This is a genomic window from Actinoalloteichus fjordicus, from assembly GCF_001941625.1.
Classification (GTDB): Bacteria; Actinomycetota; Actinomycetes; order Mycobacteriales; family Pseudonocardiaceae; genus Actinoalloteichus_A; species Actinoalloteichus_A fjordicus.
The window spans coordinates 3,723,931-3,740,990 of sequence record NZ_CP016076.1; the positions used below are offsets into that span (position 1 = coordinate 3,723,931).

General features: G+C 71.5%; 2 protein-coding genes. Both read right to left on the reverse strand.

Annotation, left to right across the window (positions count from 1 at the left end; translation table 11 throughout):
* Positions 1-50: 50 nt before the first annotated feature.
* Positions 51-12,341, reverse strand: a complete 12,291-nt coding sequence (locus tag UA74_RS16485) for a type I polyketide synthase (RefSeq protein ID WP_075764818.1) — start codon at positions 12,339-12,341, stop codon at positions 51-53.
* Positions 12,342-12,347: 6 nt separating this feature from the next.
* The gene (locus UA74_RS34125; RefSeq protein ID WP_075741078.1) at positions 12,348-17,060 is read right to left on the reverse strand and encodes a type I polyketide synthase; all 4,713 of its coding nucleotides are present in this window, start codon (positions 17,058-17,060) and stop codon (positions 12,348-12,350) included.

Genomic DNA, 17,060 nt, shown 5'->3' on the forward strand with positions numbered 1-17,060 from the left:
TCGAGATTCGCGCTGGCTCGCGTCCGGAATCCGGCTGGCTCGCCTGTTGTTCACAGCGTCTCGGCGATCCATGCCTCGATGGCGGCTGCGGTGGTCTCGGCGTGGGACTCGACCATCGTGTAGTGGTCCCCCGGCACCACGATCGAGGTGTGGGCGGTATCCCAGGTGGACCGCCACTCGCCCTCCGGTTCGTGCTGATCCGGGCCGATCATGATTGCGTCGGCGGGCTGAGCGAACAACACCGGCGCCGCGAGGGATGCAGGCTCGAAGTCGGCGAAGATCCGGAAGTACCAGCTCATCGCGCTGAGCCGGGTGGTGTCCAGTTCTCCGAAGAGACTCTCCCGGTCGAACATCCCCTGGGTCATCTGCTGCCAGAACGCGTTCCCGGTGACGGTGCGCGGGATGTAGCTGTCCAGTAGCACCACGGCGGCCGGGGGACGCCCCTCGGCCTCCAGGGCACTCGCGGTGGCGTGCGCGAACAGGCCGCCGGAGGAGGATCCCAGCAGGATGAACGGCTCCTCGCCTGCCGCCTCGAGCACCGCGTCGGCGTAGAGGCCGAACAGTGCCTCGCGGGTGGCGGGCAGCGGTTCGTCCGCCGGGAAGCCCGGAGTGGGAATGCCGTGCAGATCGCGTACCCCTCGGGACGCCGCAGCCAGCCTGGAGTACTGGTGGATCCCGCCCATCGCGGCGTAGGAGCTGAAGCAGATCAGCGGCGGGCGCGCTTCGCCTCGGGCCAACTGCACCGGGACCAGCGGCCTGCCGAACTCGGCTGCGTCGCGGAACGACGGGCGCAGCGCCGCCGCAGCCTCGAGCAGGCCGAGCCCCTCTTTGAGCCGGTTCGCGGCGCATGCCTCGCGGAAGAGGTGCCGAAGGCTGTCGGCGGGGTCGCTCCGGCTGCTCGCGGTGGTGGCGTCCGGCGCGGTGGCGAGCTCCTCGCGCAGGAGTCGGGCCAGCGCGGACGGAGTCCGGTGATCGAACACCACGCTCGCCGCCATGCGCAGCCCGGTCGCCGAGCCGAGCCGGTTGCGGAGTTCCATCGCGGTGAGCGAGTCGAATCCGGCCGCGAGCAGGTCCTGTTCCGCCGCCAGCGTGTCCTTGCCCGTGAAGCCGAGGATCGCCTCGGCGCTGGTGCGCACCAGGCCGGTGAGCGTTTCCAGCTGTTCGGCTTCGGACATGCCCGCAAGTTCCCTGCGCAGGGTTCCCGCGTCCGTACCACGCACGGCGGTGGCTCGTCTGCGGCCCGGCCGGACCAGACCTGCGAACATGCGCGGCAGTTCCGCCGTCCCGGAGCGTAGGGCGGCGGTGTCCAGCGGTGCGGCGACGAGTGCGGGATCGGTGCTGCCGAGCGCGCTGTCGAACAGGGCCAGGCCGTCCGCTTCGGACAGCGGGCGCAGACCTCCTCGGGACATCCGCGATCGGCCCGCGCCTGCGAGGTCGGCGGCGGCGGCCCAGAGCCCCCAGGCCAGCGAGTGTGCAGGCAGGCCGAGTCGCCGCCGGTACTGGGCGAGTCCGTCGAGGAAGGCGTTGGCGGCGGCGTAGTTGCCCTGGCCGGGCCAGCCGAAGGTACCGACCACGGACGAGAACAGCACGAAGGCGCTCGGTGCGGCGTCGGCGGTCAGCTCGTGGAGGTTGAGCGCCGCGTCCACCTTGGGGCGCAGCACCCGGTCCATGCGTTCCTCGTCGAGGGAGTCGAGCACGCCGTCGTCGAGCACTCCGGCGGCGTGCACCACTGCGGTGAGCGGCCGGTCGACGGGGATGGCGGCGAGCACCTGTGCGAGGGCGGTGCGGTCGGCGGCGTCGCAGGTGAGGAGTTCGGGACGCGCTCCGAGCGAGGTGAGTTCGCCGAGCAGTTCCTCGGCGCCGTCGGCTTTCGGTCCACGACGGCTGAGCAGCAGCAGATCGCGAGCGCCGTACCGGGTGACGAGGTGGCGGGCGAAGATCCGACCGAGGGTGCCCGTCGCACCCGTGAGCAGCACCGTGCCGTCTCCGAGACTGATCGGCTCTGCCGAGGGCAGCGGGACCGCGCGTTCGAGTCGCGGGATGTGCACGGCGCCGTCGCGCACTGCGGCCTGCGGTTCGCCTGCGGCGAGGAGCGCGGGCAGGGCTGCTGCGGACTTCTCCCGGTCGTCCAGGTCGACCAGCAGGAACCGGTCGGGGTTCTCACTCTGCGCGGTGCGCAGCAGGCCCCAGATTGCGGCGCCGCCGAGGTCGGTGACCTGGTCATGGGCGGCTGCGGAGATCGCCCCCCGGGTGCAGATCACGAGACGGGAGCCGTGCAGGGAGTCCTCGGTGAGCCAGTCCTGCACCATCCGGAGTGCGTGGGATGCATCCGATCGGATGGCGGCTGCCGCGTCCCCGTCCCCGGTGGTGGCGGTCAGACAGGAGACGAGGACGACGTCGGGGGCGGCTGCTCCCCGTCCGGCCGCCGCTCCGAGCGAGGCGAGATCCAGGTACGACTCGGCAGGCATGCCTGCGGCGCGCAGGCTGGAAATGAGATCGAGTTCGTCCTCGCCGACCACGGCCCACCTGCCGCCCTGTTCGGCGGTGTCGAGCGGAAGGACCGGCCAGGTCAGGCGTAGCAGCGGGTGGTGGCTGCCGCCGTTGGTGTCCGGTGCGGCGGGCAGCGGCCGCAGGACGAGGGATTCGGTGGACAGCAGCGGTTCGCCCGCCCCGTCGGCGAGGGTGAGCACGACGGTGTCCGCGGCGGTCCTGCTCAGCCGCACCCGTGCGGCGGTCGCGCCGGTGGCGGCGAGCGATATCCCGGACCAGGAGAAGGGCATCCAGCCGTCGGCGAGTTCGCCGTCCAGCGCGACCAGGTTGATCACGTCCAGCGCGGCGTTGAGCAGCACCGGGTGGATGCCGAAGCGGGCGGCCTCCTCGTGTAGTTCCTCGGGAAGAGCGACGTCGGCGAAGACCTCCTCGCCGTCCCGCCAGGCGGTGAGGATGCCGTTCTCCGGTGTGTCGAGTTCGATCGCGGTGGCGCCTGCGGGTGGCCAGACGTGCAGTTCGCCGCCGGAGCCTGCCGCCGGGGCGAGCAGTCCGGCCGCGTGCCGGGTCCAGTCGGGTTCGGCGGCGCCTGCGGGACGAGAGTAGACCGTGACGGCCCGCTTGCCGTCGGCCTCGGGTTCAGCGATGGCGACCTGGATCTGCACCACGCCGTCCTCCGTCAGGGTGAGTGGTGTCTCCAGGGTGAGTTCGTCCACCCGCCGGTAGCCGATGTGGTCGGCGGCGTGCAGGGCGAGTTCGAGGAAGCCCGAGCCGGGGAAGAGAACGGTGCCCGCCACCGAATGCCAGTTCAGCCACGGCTGTCGGGCGGTGGACAGGGCGCCGGTGAGAATGGTGTCACCGCCTGCTGCGAGGTCGGTCGCGGCGCCGAGTAACGGGTGTTCGGTCGGCTCGAGCCCGAGGGAGCCTGCGTTCCCGGCAGGCTGCGAGTTCTCCAGCCAGTAGTGGGTGTGTTGGAACGGGTAGGTGGGCAGCGGCACCCGCCGGGAGTGCTCACCGAAGGCGGGGGTCCAGTCGACCGGGTATCCCTGTGTCCAGGCCTGACCGAGGCTGTCGTACAACCGGCCCAGTCCGCCGTCGTCCCTGCGCAGCGTCCCCGTCACCAGGGCCCCGTCGACCTCTAGAACGTCCAGGGTGTCCTGAATGGACATCGTGAGCACCGGATGCGGCGAGGACTCGACGAACCCGGTGTAGCCCTGCTCCGCCAGCGACACGATCGCAGAATGGAAACGCACCGTCTGACGAAGATTCCGATACCAATACCCGGAATCCAACTCACTGGTGTCGATCCAGTCACCGGTCACCGTGGAGAAGAAACCCACCCCACTGCGCTGCGGCGCAATCCCGTCCAACGCCGTCAGCAGATCCGACTCGAGCCGCTCGACCTGCTCGGAATGCGAGGCGTAGTCCACCGCGATCCGCCGCACCCGAACCCCATCGGACTCACACGACCCGGCGAAGCCGGCCAACGCCTCCGGCTCACCCGAGACCACCACCGACGACGGGCCGTTCACCGCCGCCACCGACACCACACCACCGGCACCGGCACCGGCACCGGCGTCGAACGTCGTGAGGCGGGAGCGGACCTCGTCTTCGGGCAAAGCCACCGACAGCATCCCGCCGCCCCCGGCCAGGGTCTGCGCAATCAACCGAGAACGAGCACACACCACCCGCGCGCCATCAGACAACGACAAGCCACCCGCCACCACCGCCGCAGCAATCTCACCCTGCGAATGACCCACCACCGCATCCGGCCGAACACCAAACGACTCCCACACCGCAGCCAACGACACCAACACCGCAAACAACACCGGCTGAACAACATCAACCCGCCCCAACAACCCCTCATCATCCACAGCAGCGACAAGCGACCACTCAACCCACGGCGCCAACGCCTGGGCACACTCCGCGAACCGCGCAGCAAACACCGGAGAACACCCCAACAACTCCCGACCCATCCCCACCCACTGCGAACCCTGACCCGGAAACACCAGAACCACCCGACCAGCAGGACCGGCCACGCCGGCGACATCAGGTGCGTCGAGCGCTGCCAGCCCGGCGAGCAGCTCATCCCGATCGCCGCCGACCACCACCGCGCGGTGCTCGAAGGTCGACCGCGAGGTCGCCAGCGACCGCCCCACCTCGGCGACCCCGAGTCCCGGGGCACCCGCCAGATGGGACGCGAGGCGATCTGCCTGCGCCGCCAATGCCTCCGGCGAGCGCGCCGACAGCGTCCACGGCACCACCCGAGGGGTGGCCTCCGGGGTATCGAGGCGCACGGCCGCGGGCTCCGGTGCCTGTTCGAGCAGCACATGCGCGTTGGTTCCGCTGATCCCGAAGGAGGACACCCCGGCCCGCCGGGGCCGGTCCGCACTCTCCCAGGGAACCGCCTCGGTGAGCAGTCGGATGTCGCTGCTCGCCCAGTCCACGTGGGAGGTCGGCGCGTCGACGTGCAGCGTCTTGGGCAGCACCCCGTGGCGCATCGCCTGCACCATCTTGATGACGCCGCCGACCCCGGCCGCAGCCTGGGAATGACCGATATTCGACTTCAACGAACCCAACCACAACGGCCGATCCGCCGGGCGATCCCGACCGTAGGTGGCCAGCAACGCCTGCGCCTCGATCGGATCACCCAAGGTGGTCCCGGTCCCGTGCGCCTCCACCACGTCGACCTCGGACGCCGCCAGACCGGCATCCCCCAACGCTGCACGGATCACCCGCTGCTGCGAAGGACCGTTCGGCGCGGTCAGACCGTTCGAGGCGCCGTCGGAGTTCACCGCAGAACCCCGCACCACCGCCAACACCGGATGCCCGTTGCGCCGCGCATCGGACAACCGCTCCACCAGCAGCAGGCCGACGCCCTCGGACCAGCCGGTGCCGTCCGCCGATTCGGCGAACGCCTTGCAGCGGCCGTCCGGGGCCAGTCCGCGCTGGCGACTGAACTCCAGGAACATCCCGGGGGTCGCCATCACCGCGACGCCGCCCACCAGGGCGAGGCTGCACTCGCCGGCAGCCAGCGAGCGCGAGGCGAGGTGCAGGGCGACCAGCGAGGACGAGCATGCCGTGTCCACCGTCATCGACGGGCCCTCCAGACCCAGCACATAGGCGATCCGGCCGGAGGAGACGCTGCCCGCGTTGCCCGTGAGCAGGTGTCCGGTGATCTCCTCGGGGACCTCGGTCGATCCGGTGCCGTAGTTGCTCGACGCGGCGCCGATGAACACTCCGGTCGGGGTGCCCCGCAGCGAGGCGGGGACCACTCCGGCGTTCTCCAACACCTCCCAGGACGCCTCCAGCAGCAGCCGCTGCTGCGGGTCCATGGCAAGGGCCTCGCGGGGGGAGATGCCGAAGAACCGAGGGTCGAAGCCGCCGACGCCGTCGACGAAGCCGCCTTCGTGCACGTAGCTCACCCCGGCGCGCTGCCCGGCGGTTCCGGCCATCCCGGCCAGGTCCCAGCCTCGGTCGGTCGGGAACTCCCCGACGGCGTCGACTCCCTCGGAGACCAGGCGCCACAGGTCCTCGGGGGAGGTGACGCCGCCGGGGAAGCGACAGCTCATCGCCACGATCGCGATCGGATCCGCAGCCTCCGAGGTGCGCACCGGGCCTGCCGGGGCGCGCGAGGTGTCCGCACCGCCGAGGTCGAGGTCCAGCTGGGTGGCGAGGGCCGACGGGGTCGGGTAGTCGAAGATCAGCGTGGACGGCAGCCGCAGGCCGGTCGCCGAGCCGAGCAGGTTGCGCAACTCGACGGCGGTGAGGGAGTCGAAGCCGAGATCGGTGAACGCGCGGTCCGGGTCGACCGCTTCGAGGGAACCGTGTCCGAGCACGCCCGCGACCTGCGCGCGGACCACTTCGAGCAGGGCCGCCGAGCGCTGGAGGCCGGTCATTCCGGCGAGCCGCTCGCGCAACGAACCCGCACCGCTCGACGTCCCGGCGGCGGGGCGGCGGTGGACCGATGCGAGCCCGGACAGCACGGCGGGCAGTCCTGTTGCACGGGCGCGCAGGGCCCGCAGGTCGAAGCGCACCGGGACCGGCGCGGGATGGGCTGCGGTCACCGCGAGGTCGAACAGCGGCCAGCCGTCCTGCTCGGTGAAGGGCACCAGTCCTGCGGCGGACATCCGACGCAGATCGGCTTCGCCGACGGTGCCGGTCATCCCGCTGTCCGCGGCCCAGGGACCCCAGGCCAGCGAATGGGCGGGGAGCCCTATCGAGGACCGGTGTGCGGCCAGTGCGTCGAGCAGGGCGTTCGCCGCGGCGTAGTTGGCCTGGCCCTGCGCACCGACGGTGGCTGACAGCGAGGAGAACAGCACGAAACCGGCGAGGTCGAGGCTGCGGGTCAGCTCGTGCAGGTGGATCGCCGCATCGGCTTTCGGGCGCAGCACGGTGTCGAGTCGGTCTTCGGTGAGCGCGTCGAGCAGCCCGTCGTCGAGAACGCCTGCGGTGTGTACGACGGCGGTGAGCGGCCGGTCGGCGGGCACGTCGCGCAGCGCGGCGGCGAGTGCGTCGCGGTCGGCCCCGTCGCAGGCGAGTACCTCGGTCTCGGCGCCGAGCCCCGCGAGTTCGGTGATCAGCTCCTCGGCGCCGGGCGTCGCACGGCCTCGGCGGCTGATCAGCAGCAGGTGTCGGAAGCCGTCGCGGGCGAGGTGTCGGGCCAGCTGGGTACCGAGTGCGCCGGTACCACCGGTGATCAGCACGGTGCCGTCGCGTCGCCATGGCGCCTGCACGGTGAGCACCGCCTTGCCCACGAGGCCGGCCTGGCTCAGCCTGCGGAATGCGGCGCGCGCGTCCCGGACATCCCAGGCGGTGATCGGCAGCGGTCGCAGCGCGCCCTGGTCGAACAACGTCAGCAGCGCCGCGAACATTTCCTGAATGCGTTCCGGCCCCGCCTCTATCAGGTCGAAGGCGCGATACCCGGTGGTCGGCTCACGCAGATCGGTCTTGCCCAGCTCGAGGAACCGGCCGCCGGGGGCGAGCAGCCGCAGCGAGGCGTCCAGGTACTCGCCCGCCAGCGAGTTGAGCACGACGTCCACCCCTCGGCCGTCGGTGGCCGTGCGGAAGCGGTCCTCGAACTGCACGTCGCGGGAGGAGCCGAGGTGGTCCTCGGCGAAATCGAGGGCGCGCAGGGTGTCGTGCTTGGCCACGCTGGCGGTGCCGAAGACCTCGGCGCCGAGGTGGCGAGCGAGTTGGGTGGCGGCCATGCCGACCCCGCCTGCGGCGGCGTGCACCAGGACCGTCTCCCCCGGGTTGACCTGCCCGAGATCGACCAGCGCGTAGTAGGCGGTGAGGAAGACCAGCGGCACGGAGGCTGCTTCGGCGAAGGTCCAGCCGTCCGGGATTCGTGCACACATCCGGTGGTCGGCGAGCGCGACCGGGCCGAAGGCGCCGCCGAAGATGCCCATCACCCGATCGCCGGGGCGCAGCGAGGTCACGCCGGGTCCGGTCTCCACGACCACCCCGGCCGCCTCGATGCCCAGCGGCACGGGCGGGCCGGGGTACATCCCGAGGGCGCCGAGCACGTCGCGGAAGTTGATCCCGGCGGCCCGCACCTCCACCCGGAGCTGGCCCTCGGTCAGCGGTGCCCCCGCCTCGGGGAACTCCACCAGGGTCAGGTTGTCCAACGATCCGCGTTCCGGGGCGTCCAACCGCCAGTGCTCGACGGGCGGCGGCCTCAGCGGGCCGTCCGGTTCGCCGGGCTTGGGCATTCGGGCGAGTCGCGGTACCGCAAGCCTGCCGCCGCGCAGCACGGCTTGTTCCTCACCGGAGGTCACCAGGGCGGGCAGTGCGGCGGCGGAGGCGGGGTGGTCGTCGAGGTCGGCCAACACGATCCGACCGGGATGCTCGGACTGGGCCGTGCGCGCAAGCCCCCAGGCGGCTGCGGCGGCGGGGGCGGCGGCGTCCTCCCCGACGGCGAACCTGGTGAGCAGGAGTAGCCGCGAGTCGACGAACCGGTCGTCGGCAAGCCAGGACTGCAACACCTCGAGCGCCGTCTGGACTGCGTCGTGGGTGTGTTCGGCGCTGATGGGGCCGGACGCCGTGCGGAGCAGCACGACCACCACGTCGGCGGCGGTGACGGCGTCCAGGGTGGGGTGGTCGGCGATCTCGGCGACCTGCCGGGCCAGGGTGGCGGTGAGTTCTTCGCCGTCCAGCACGGCCCAGCTGCCGGGGCCTGCCTGCGGTTCGACGACCATCGGTTTCCAGTCCAGCCGGTACAGGGCCTCGGACGGTGCGGTGGGCCGGTCGGTGGTCATCGGGCGCAGGACGAGCGAGTCGACCGAGGCGACCGGGGCTCCGGTGGCGTCGGCTACGGCGATGGCGAGGGCGTCCGCGCCGTGCCGGGACAGCCGGGCCCGCAGGGTGCCCGCGCCCGCAGCGTGCAGGGTGACCCCGGACCAGGCGAACGGCACCAGGCCGCGCTGGTCCTCGGTGCCGATCCCGGTGAAGCCTGCGGCGTGCAGGGCCGCGTCCAGCAGGGCCGGGTGCAGGCCGAATGCGGTGGCGCGCGGACGTTCCTCCTCGGGCAGGTCGACCTCGACGAACACCTCCTCGCCTCGGACCCAGGCCGCCTGGAGTCCTCGGAACGCCGGGCCGTAGGTCAGCCCGCCCGCAGCGAGTCGGGTGTAGAGCTCCTCGGCGTCGAACGGCAGCGCCTGCGCGCCTGCGGGCGGCCACTCTGCGAAGTCGAAGTCGGCACGCCCGATGGTTTCGGTGAGCACCCCGGCGGCGTGGGTGGTCCACGAGCCGTCGTCGTCTGGGCGGGAGTAGACATGCAGCGAGCGTTCACCGCTCTGCTCGCGTTCGCCGACGACGATCTGAAGGTGGACGTCTTGTCGGGTGAGGGTGAGCGGCGTGTGCAGGGTCAGCTCGGCCAGCTGCGGGAAACCAAGCTGGTCGCCTGCATGAATGGCCAGCTCGACCAGCGCCGTTCCCGGCACGATCACCGTGCCCTGCACGACATGATCGGCCAACCAGGGATGGAATCGGGTCGAGACCCGGCCGGTCAACACCAGACCGTCGGTTCCCGCCACGGCGACCATCGCACCGAGCAGGGGATGTTCGGCAGCGGTCAGACCCGCTGCGGTGACATCACCGGTGCCGCTTCCCGGCTCGGGCCAGAACCGTTGGCGTTGGAACGCATGGGTGGGCAGGTCGACCCGGTGGGCGCCGGGCAGCAGGGCGTCCCAGTCCAACGGGATGCCGGTGATGTGCAGGGTGGCCAGCGCGGTGAGCAGGCCTTCCGCTTCCGATCGGTCCTTGCGCGAGGCGGCCACCGCTGTCGATTCGGCGATGATCTCGCCGACCATGGGAGTGAGCACCGCCTGCGGACCCAACTCCAAGAACCGCGTCACCCCGATACGACGTAACGCATCCACACCGTCGGCGAACCGGACCGGCTCCCGCACATGCCGAACCCAGTACTCGGGGGTCGAAATCTCCTCTCCCGCCACCTCGCCCGAGACCAACGACACCACCGGAAGCCGCGCCGACTCGAACCGAACACCCTCCGCCACCCCGGCGAACTCCACCAACATCGGATCCATCAGATGCGAATGGAACGCATGCGACACCACCAGCCTGCGAGTCTTGCGACCCAAGCTGGCGAAATGCGCCGCCACCGCCGACACCGCGACCTCGGCACCGGACACCACCACCGACCCCGGACCGTTCACGGCCGCAATACCCACCACATCCGACAACAGCGGCCGCACCTCGTCCTCCGACGCCGCCACCGCCACCATCGCCCCACCCTCGGGCAACGCCTGCATCAACCGACCACGCGCCCCCACCAGCCGACACGCATCCTCCAGCGAAAACACCCCCGCGACATACGCAGCAGTGATCTCCCCCAACGAATGCCCCGTCACCACATCCGGACGAACACCCCACGACTCCACCAAACGGAACAGCGCCACCTCAAACGCAAACAAACCAGCCTGCGCAAACACCGTCCGATCCAAAACAGAACCAGACCCAGAATCAGAATCAGAACCGGAGTCAGAATTTGACGCCCCGAACACCACCTCCGCCAACCCGCCCGGCAACAGACCATCGAACCCGGCACACACCGCATCAAAAGACTCCGCGAACACCGGAAACGCGCCGTACAACTCCCGACCCATCCCCACCCGCTGCGCACCCTGACCCGAGAACAACACCGCCAACCGGCCGGAACCGGCCGTACCGGTGACCACCCTCGGACCGGCGGCACCGGCGGCGAGCACACCCAGACCAGCAAGCAACTGCTCCCGGTCGCCACCCAGCACCACCGCACGATGGGAATGCAGCGAGCGCGTCGTGGCCAGTGACCACCCCAGGTCGACCGGAGCGATTCGGGGCGCATCCTCCACAAACGACAGCAGCCGCGCGGCCTGAGCCCGCAACGCCTCCGGCGACCGCGCCGAGACCACCCACGGCACCACCGGCACCGGCACCCGCGCCGGGACCTCGGTCGCGACCGGCGGCGGCACCTGCTCCAGAACCAGGTGTGCGTTGGTGCCGGAGATTCCGAAGGAGGACACCCCGACCCGCCGGGGCCGATCCACCGCAGGCCACTCGACCTGCTCCGTCAACAACCGGACCGCACCCGCGTCCCAGTCCACATGCGACGACGGCGCATCCACATGCAAGGTCCTCGGCAGCACACCATGGCGCAACGCCAGCACCATCTTGATCACACCGGCGATGCCCGCCGCGGCCTGGGTGTGGCCGATGTTCGACTTCACCGAACCCAGCCACAGCGGGCGATCCGCCGGACGGTCCTGGCCATAGGTGGCAAGCAGGGCCTGTGCCTCAATCGGATCGCCCAACCTCGTCCCGGTCCCATGCGCCTCAACGGCATCGACACCGCCGGCCGGGATTCGCGCGTTCGCCAGGGCCTGCCGGATCACCCGCTGCTGGGAGGGACCGTTCGGCGACGTCAGGCCGTTCGAGGCACCGTCGGAGTTCACCGCAGAACCCCGCACCACCGCCAGCACCTGATGCCCGTTGCGCTGCGCATCGGATAGCCGCTCCAACAACACCAGGCCCACGCCCTCGGACCAGCCGGTGCCGTCCGCCGCATCGGCGAACGCCTTGCAGCGGCCGTCGGTCGCCAACCCGCGCTGCATGCTGAACCCGACGAACGAACTCGGCGTGGACATCACGGTGACCCCGCCTGCCAGGGCAAGGGTGCATTCCCGCCTGCTCAGTGCATGACAGGCCAGGTGCAGCGATACCAGTGCGGAGGAGCACGCCGTGTCGATCGACACCGCCGGGCCCTCCAACCCGAGCGCGTAGGCGACCCGCCCGGATAGGATCGCCGCCGCATTCCCGGTGCCGGAGAAGGCCTCGGCTCGTTGCGGCGAGGCGGCCATCAACGCCGAATAGTCCTGCCCGTTGGTACCCGCGAACACCCCGACGGGGGCGCCGCGCAGCGACAGCGGATCGATACCCGCACGTTCCAGCGCCTCCCAGGCGCTCTCCAGCAGTAGCCGCTGCTGAGGGTCCATACCGACGGCCTCGCGCGGGCTGATCCCGAACAACTCGGCGTCGAAATCCGCCACCCCATCGAGGAATCCGCCCTCACGCACGTAGCTCTTGCCGGGCACGCCCGGCTCCGGATCGTAAAGGCCCTCGACGTCCCAGCCCCGGTCGGCGGGGAACTCCGAGATGGCGTCGCCGCCCTCGGACAGCAGCCGCCACAGGTCCTCCGGCGAGCGCACGCCGCCGGGGAATCGGCAGGCCATCGACACGATCGCAATCGGCTCCCGCGCGTCGGACTCGGCGGCGCGCAACCGCTCCCGGGTCTGGTGCAGTTCGGCGGTGACACGCTTGAGGTATCCGACGAGCTTCTCTTCGTTCGCCATGCGGGGTCACTGGTCCTTCGTTGATGAAGCCGGGCCGAACTCGTCGTCGATGAACGCGAGTACTTCGTCGGCGCTCGCCGCGTCCAGCTGGTCGCTGATCGAATCGCCCAGGGCGGAGTCGAGCCGGGCGGAGTCGAGGCGGGTCAGCAGCGCCCGCAGTCGCGGGATGATCCCGGTGGTCTCGATATCCGCAGCGGTGAACTCCGAGGTGCCGTTCTCCAACCGGTCGAGTTCGGCCAGCACCGCCAGCTGCCCGACGGGGCCCTGTTCGTCCAGCAGTTCGGCGCGCAGCCAACCAGCCAGTTCGGTTGAACTCGGGTGGTCGAACACCAGCGTCGTGGGCAGGTCCAGACCGGTGCAGGCCATCAGGCGGTCGCGTAGTTCCACCGCGAGGAGGGAGTCGAAACCGAGATCACGGAAAGCTCGATCGGGTGGCACCGTGTCCGGGCCGTCATGACCGAGCACCGCCGAGACCTCGGTACGGACCAGCGTCAGCAGGATCCCGTCCCGCTCCCCGGGTGCCGTGTCGGCGAGCTGGGAGCGCAGGCGCGCACCGCTGTCGCCGGACCGGCGGATCTCCGTGTTCAGCGCGGCCTGGACCTCGGCCAGCTCGCCGAGCAGCGGGCTCGGGCGCAGCGCGGTGAAGGGACCTGCGAACCCGGGCCAGTCCACCTCGGCGATCGTGGTGGTGGCGCGGTCCTCGGCCAGGCCGAGTTGCAGGGCGGCGATCGCGTCCGCTGGCGCGAGCACGATCAGACCGAGTCTGCGCAGTGCCGTGGCGGCCGCCTCGTCGGCGACCATGCCGCCCCCTCCCCACGGTCCCCAGGCAACGGAGGTACCGGCCAGCCCGGCCGCGCGACGCCGCAGCGCCAGGGCGTCCAGGTAGGCGTTGGCAGCGGAGTAGGCGGCCTGTCCGCCGCTGCCCCAGATTCCGGCGATGGAGGAGAACAACAGGAAGGCGTCCAGGGGGCGGTCGCCGAGCACCTCGTGAAGGTTGTCCGCGCCGGTCACCTTCGCTCGGAAGAGGTCAGCGAACTCCTCGATCGAGGTTTCGGTTACGGCGCCGAAACCCGCGACGCCGGCGGTGTGCACCACGGTTCGCAGCTCCTCGCCCGCCTCGTCGAGGCCGCGCACCAGGTCGGCGACGGCGGCGTGATCGGCCACGTCGCAGGCGAGTACGGTCACCCTGGCACCGAGATCCCGCAGTTCCCGTTCCAAGGCGACCGCGCCGGGAGCAGCAGGCCCGCGTCTGCTGGCGAGCACCAGGTGCTCGGTGCCGAGACCGGCCAGCCAGCGGGCGACGTGGCCGCCGAGAGCCCCGGTGCCACCGGTGATCAGCGCGGTGCCACGGCTGCGCCAGGACGGCTCGGTCCCGCTCGCGACGACCCGATTCAGCCGCCTGCCGTATGCGGCGGCCGGACGCAGCGCGACCTGATCCTCATTCGAGCCGCCGAACAACACCCCGGGCAGCCGTTGCAGGGCACTCTGGTTCAGCTCCTGCGGCAGGTCCACCACACCACCCCAGCGGCGCGGGAACTCCAGGGCCGCCACCCGGCCGAGCCCCCACACCGCAGCCTGACCCGGGTCTCGGACCGGGTCCTCGGGGCCGGTGCCGACCGCACCGAGGGTGATCATCCAGACGGGCGCCTCGATCGCGGCATCGGTCAGCGCCTGGAGAAGCAGCACGGCGGGTGCGACTCCCGAGGGCAGCTCCGCCGTGGTGGCGCCCGCTTCGGGCCAGGACAGCAGCGAGAGCACCCCGTCGGGCCCGCTGTCCTCGGCCGAGGCGCGCAGGACGCGGGCGAGTTCCGCCCTGGTGAGGCCTCGGGTGGCGACCTGCTGCACCCGGACCCGGCCGATGGCGCCTGCCAGGGTCTTGTGCACCGCTTCGGCATAGGCGTCGGCAGCTGATTCCTCGGGCACCAGCAGCAGCCAGTAGCCTGCCCCCGCATCCGGGGTCGTTGCGGCGTCCTGGGCAGGCTCGGGGATCTCCCGCCAGCCGATCTCGTACCGCCGGGAGTCCACTGTGGATGCGGCGGGATCGGCCAGCCAGAAGCGCTGGTGGTCGAAGGCGTAGGTGGGCAGGTCCACCGGGCGGGCGTCCGGGAACACCGCCGACCAGTCCGGTGAGGAGCCTGCCGCGTACAAGCTGGCCACGGCGGTCATCAGGGCCGCAGTCTCGGCGCGTCCGGTGCGCAGCGCGGGGATCAGCGCCTCCCCGTCGGAGCCGGTCTCCCTGGCCAGCGCGGTGAGCACTCCGCGCGGCCCCACCTCCAAGAACCTGGTGACGCCCCGGTCCCGCAGTGCGGTCAGGCCGTCGTGGAACCGCACCGGTTCGCGGACGTGCCGCACCCAGTGCTCCGGCGAGGCCGGTTCGGCCCCGGCCAGATTCGACACCAACGGGATCCTCGGCGGGGCATAGCTCAGCGACTCGGCAACCGCCCGGAAGTCGGCCAGGACCGGATCCATCCTCGGCGAGTGGAAGGCGTGGCTCACCACCAGCCTGCGGGTTCGCCTGCCGACGGCCTCGAAGCGGGCGCCGAGTTCGAGTACCGCGTCCTCGTCGCCGGACAGCACCACCGAGGTCGGACCGTTGACGGCGGCCAGGTCGACGGTTGCGGACAGCAGCGGGCGGACCTCGTCCTCGGCTGCCTGCACCGACAGCATCGCGCCGCCGCCGGGAAGGGCCTGCATCAGAGCGCCTCGGGCGGCCACCAGCCTGCAGGCGTCGTCCAGCGTGAGCACGCCCGCCACATGCGCCGAGGCCAGCTCGCCGATGGAGTGGCCCATCACCAGATCGGGCAGCAGTCCCCAGGATTCGAGCAGCCGGAACAGCGCGACTTCGACGGCGAACAACCCTGCCTGGGTATAGGCGGTGTGGTCGAGCAGCGCGGCGTTCTCGGTGCCCTCCTCGGCGAACACCACCTCCCGCAGCGGTCGGTCTAGCCTGCCTGCGAATCCGGCGCAGGCCGCGTCGAAGGCGTCGGCGAATGCGGCGTGCGCGGCGTGCAGCTCACGACCCATGCCGGGGCGCTGCGCCCCTTGGCCGGAGAACAGGAACGCGGATCTGCCCGCGACCCGGCTGCCGGTGATCACCCGAGGATCGGGTGCGCCGTCGGCCAGCGCGGTCAGGCCGCGCATCAGCTCGGACCGGTCATCACCGATGACGACCGCGCGGTGCTGGTGCGCGGCCCGGGTGGCGGCCAGCGACCAGCCGATGTCCGAGGATCGAAGTTCCGGCCCGGCCTCGGCGGCCGCGAGCAGGCGGGCGGCCTGGGCGGGCAGCGCTTCGCGCGTTCTGGCGGACACCGGCCAGGCGAGCACCTCGGGGGCGCTCGCGCCGCTGCCTGCTGATTCCGAGCCGGGGTCGGGATCGGTGGGCGCCTCCTCCAGCACGATGTGGGCGTTGGTGCCGCTGATGCCGAACGAGGAGACCCCCGCTCGGCGCGGTCGGCCCGGGTCCGGCCAGGTCTGCTCCTCGGTGAGCAGCCGGACCGCGCCACTGTCCCAGTCGACCTGGGCGGACGGCCGGTCCACGTGCAGGGTCCTCGGCAGGGTGCGGTGCCGAAGCGCCTCGACCATCTTGATCACGCCTGCGACCCCGGCGGCCAGCTGGGTATGGCCCAGGTTCGACTTCACCGAACCGAGCCACAGCGGGCGGTCCGCCGGTCGGTCCCGGCCGTAGACGGCCAACAGCGCCTGCGCCTCGATCGGGTCGCCCAGGGCGGTCCCGGTGCCATGGGCCTCGACGGCGTCCACCTCGGCTGGTGTCAGGTCGGCGGCGGCGAGGGCGGCGCGGATGACCCGCTGCTGGGAGGGACCGTTCGGTGCGGTGAGGCCGTTGGAGGCGCCGTCGGAGTTGACCGCCGAGCCTCGAACCACGGCCAGCACGGTCCGGCCCTCGCGGCGGGCCTCGGAGAGGCGCTGTACCAGCAGCATGCCGACGCCTTCGGACCAGCCGGTGCCGTCGGCCGCCTCGGCGAACGGTTTGCACCGCCCGTCCGGGGCGAGTCCGCCCTGGCGGCCGAACTCGCGGAAGGCCATCGGGGAGGCCATGATCGTCACCCCGCCGACCAGCGCGAGCGAGCACTCGCCCGCCCGCAGTGCCTGGGCGGCCAGGTGCAGTGCCACCAGCGACGAGGAGCAGGCGGTGTCCAGCGAGACGGCGGGGCCCTCCAAGCCGAGCAGGTAGGCGATCCGGCCGGAGATCACGCTGCCCGCGCTACCGGTGAGCAGGTGCCCGGCGACCTCCTCGGGCACCTCGGCGAGCCCGGCGCCGTAGCCGCTGGTGGCTGCGCCGAGGAACACCCCGGTGCGAGTGCCTGCCAGCGCGGTCGGGTCGATGCGGGCGCGTTCCAGCAGTTCCCAGGAGGTCTCCAGGACCAGCCGCTGTTGCGGGTCCATGGCCAGCGCCTCGCGTGGGGAGATCCCGAAGAACGCCGGGTCGAAATCACCGGCGGCGTGGACGAACCCCCCGGTTCCCCGTATCCCCCAGCCCCGGTCGACGGGGAAGTCGCCCATGGCGTCGCCGCCGTCGCGGACGAGTTGCCACAGCTCCTCCGGAGAACCGATGCCGCCGGGATAGCGGCAGCTGGTGGCGAGGATCGCGATCGGCTCGCCCGCCGCATCGGACAGCTCGCGGACTCGCCGCTGCAGCCGCCCGTTCTCCTTGAGCGAGGCACGCAGCGCCTCGACGAGTTCCTCGGTCGACGTGGTCAT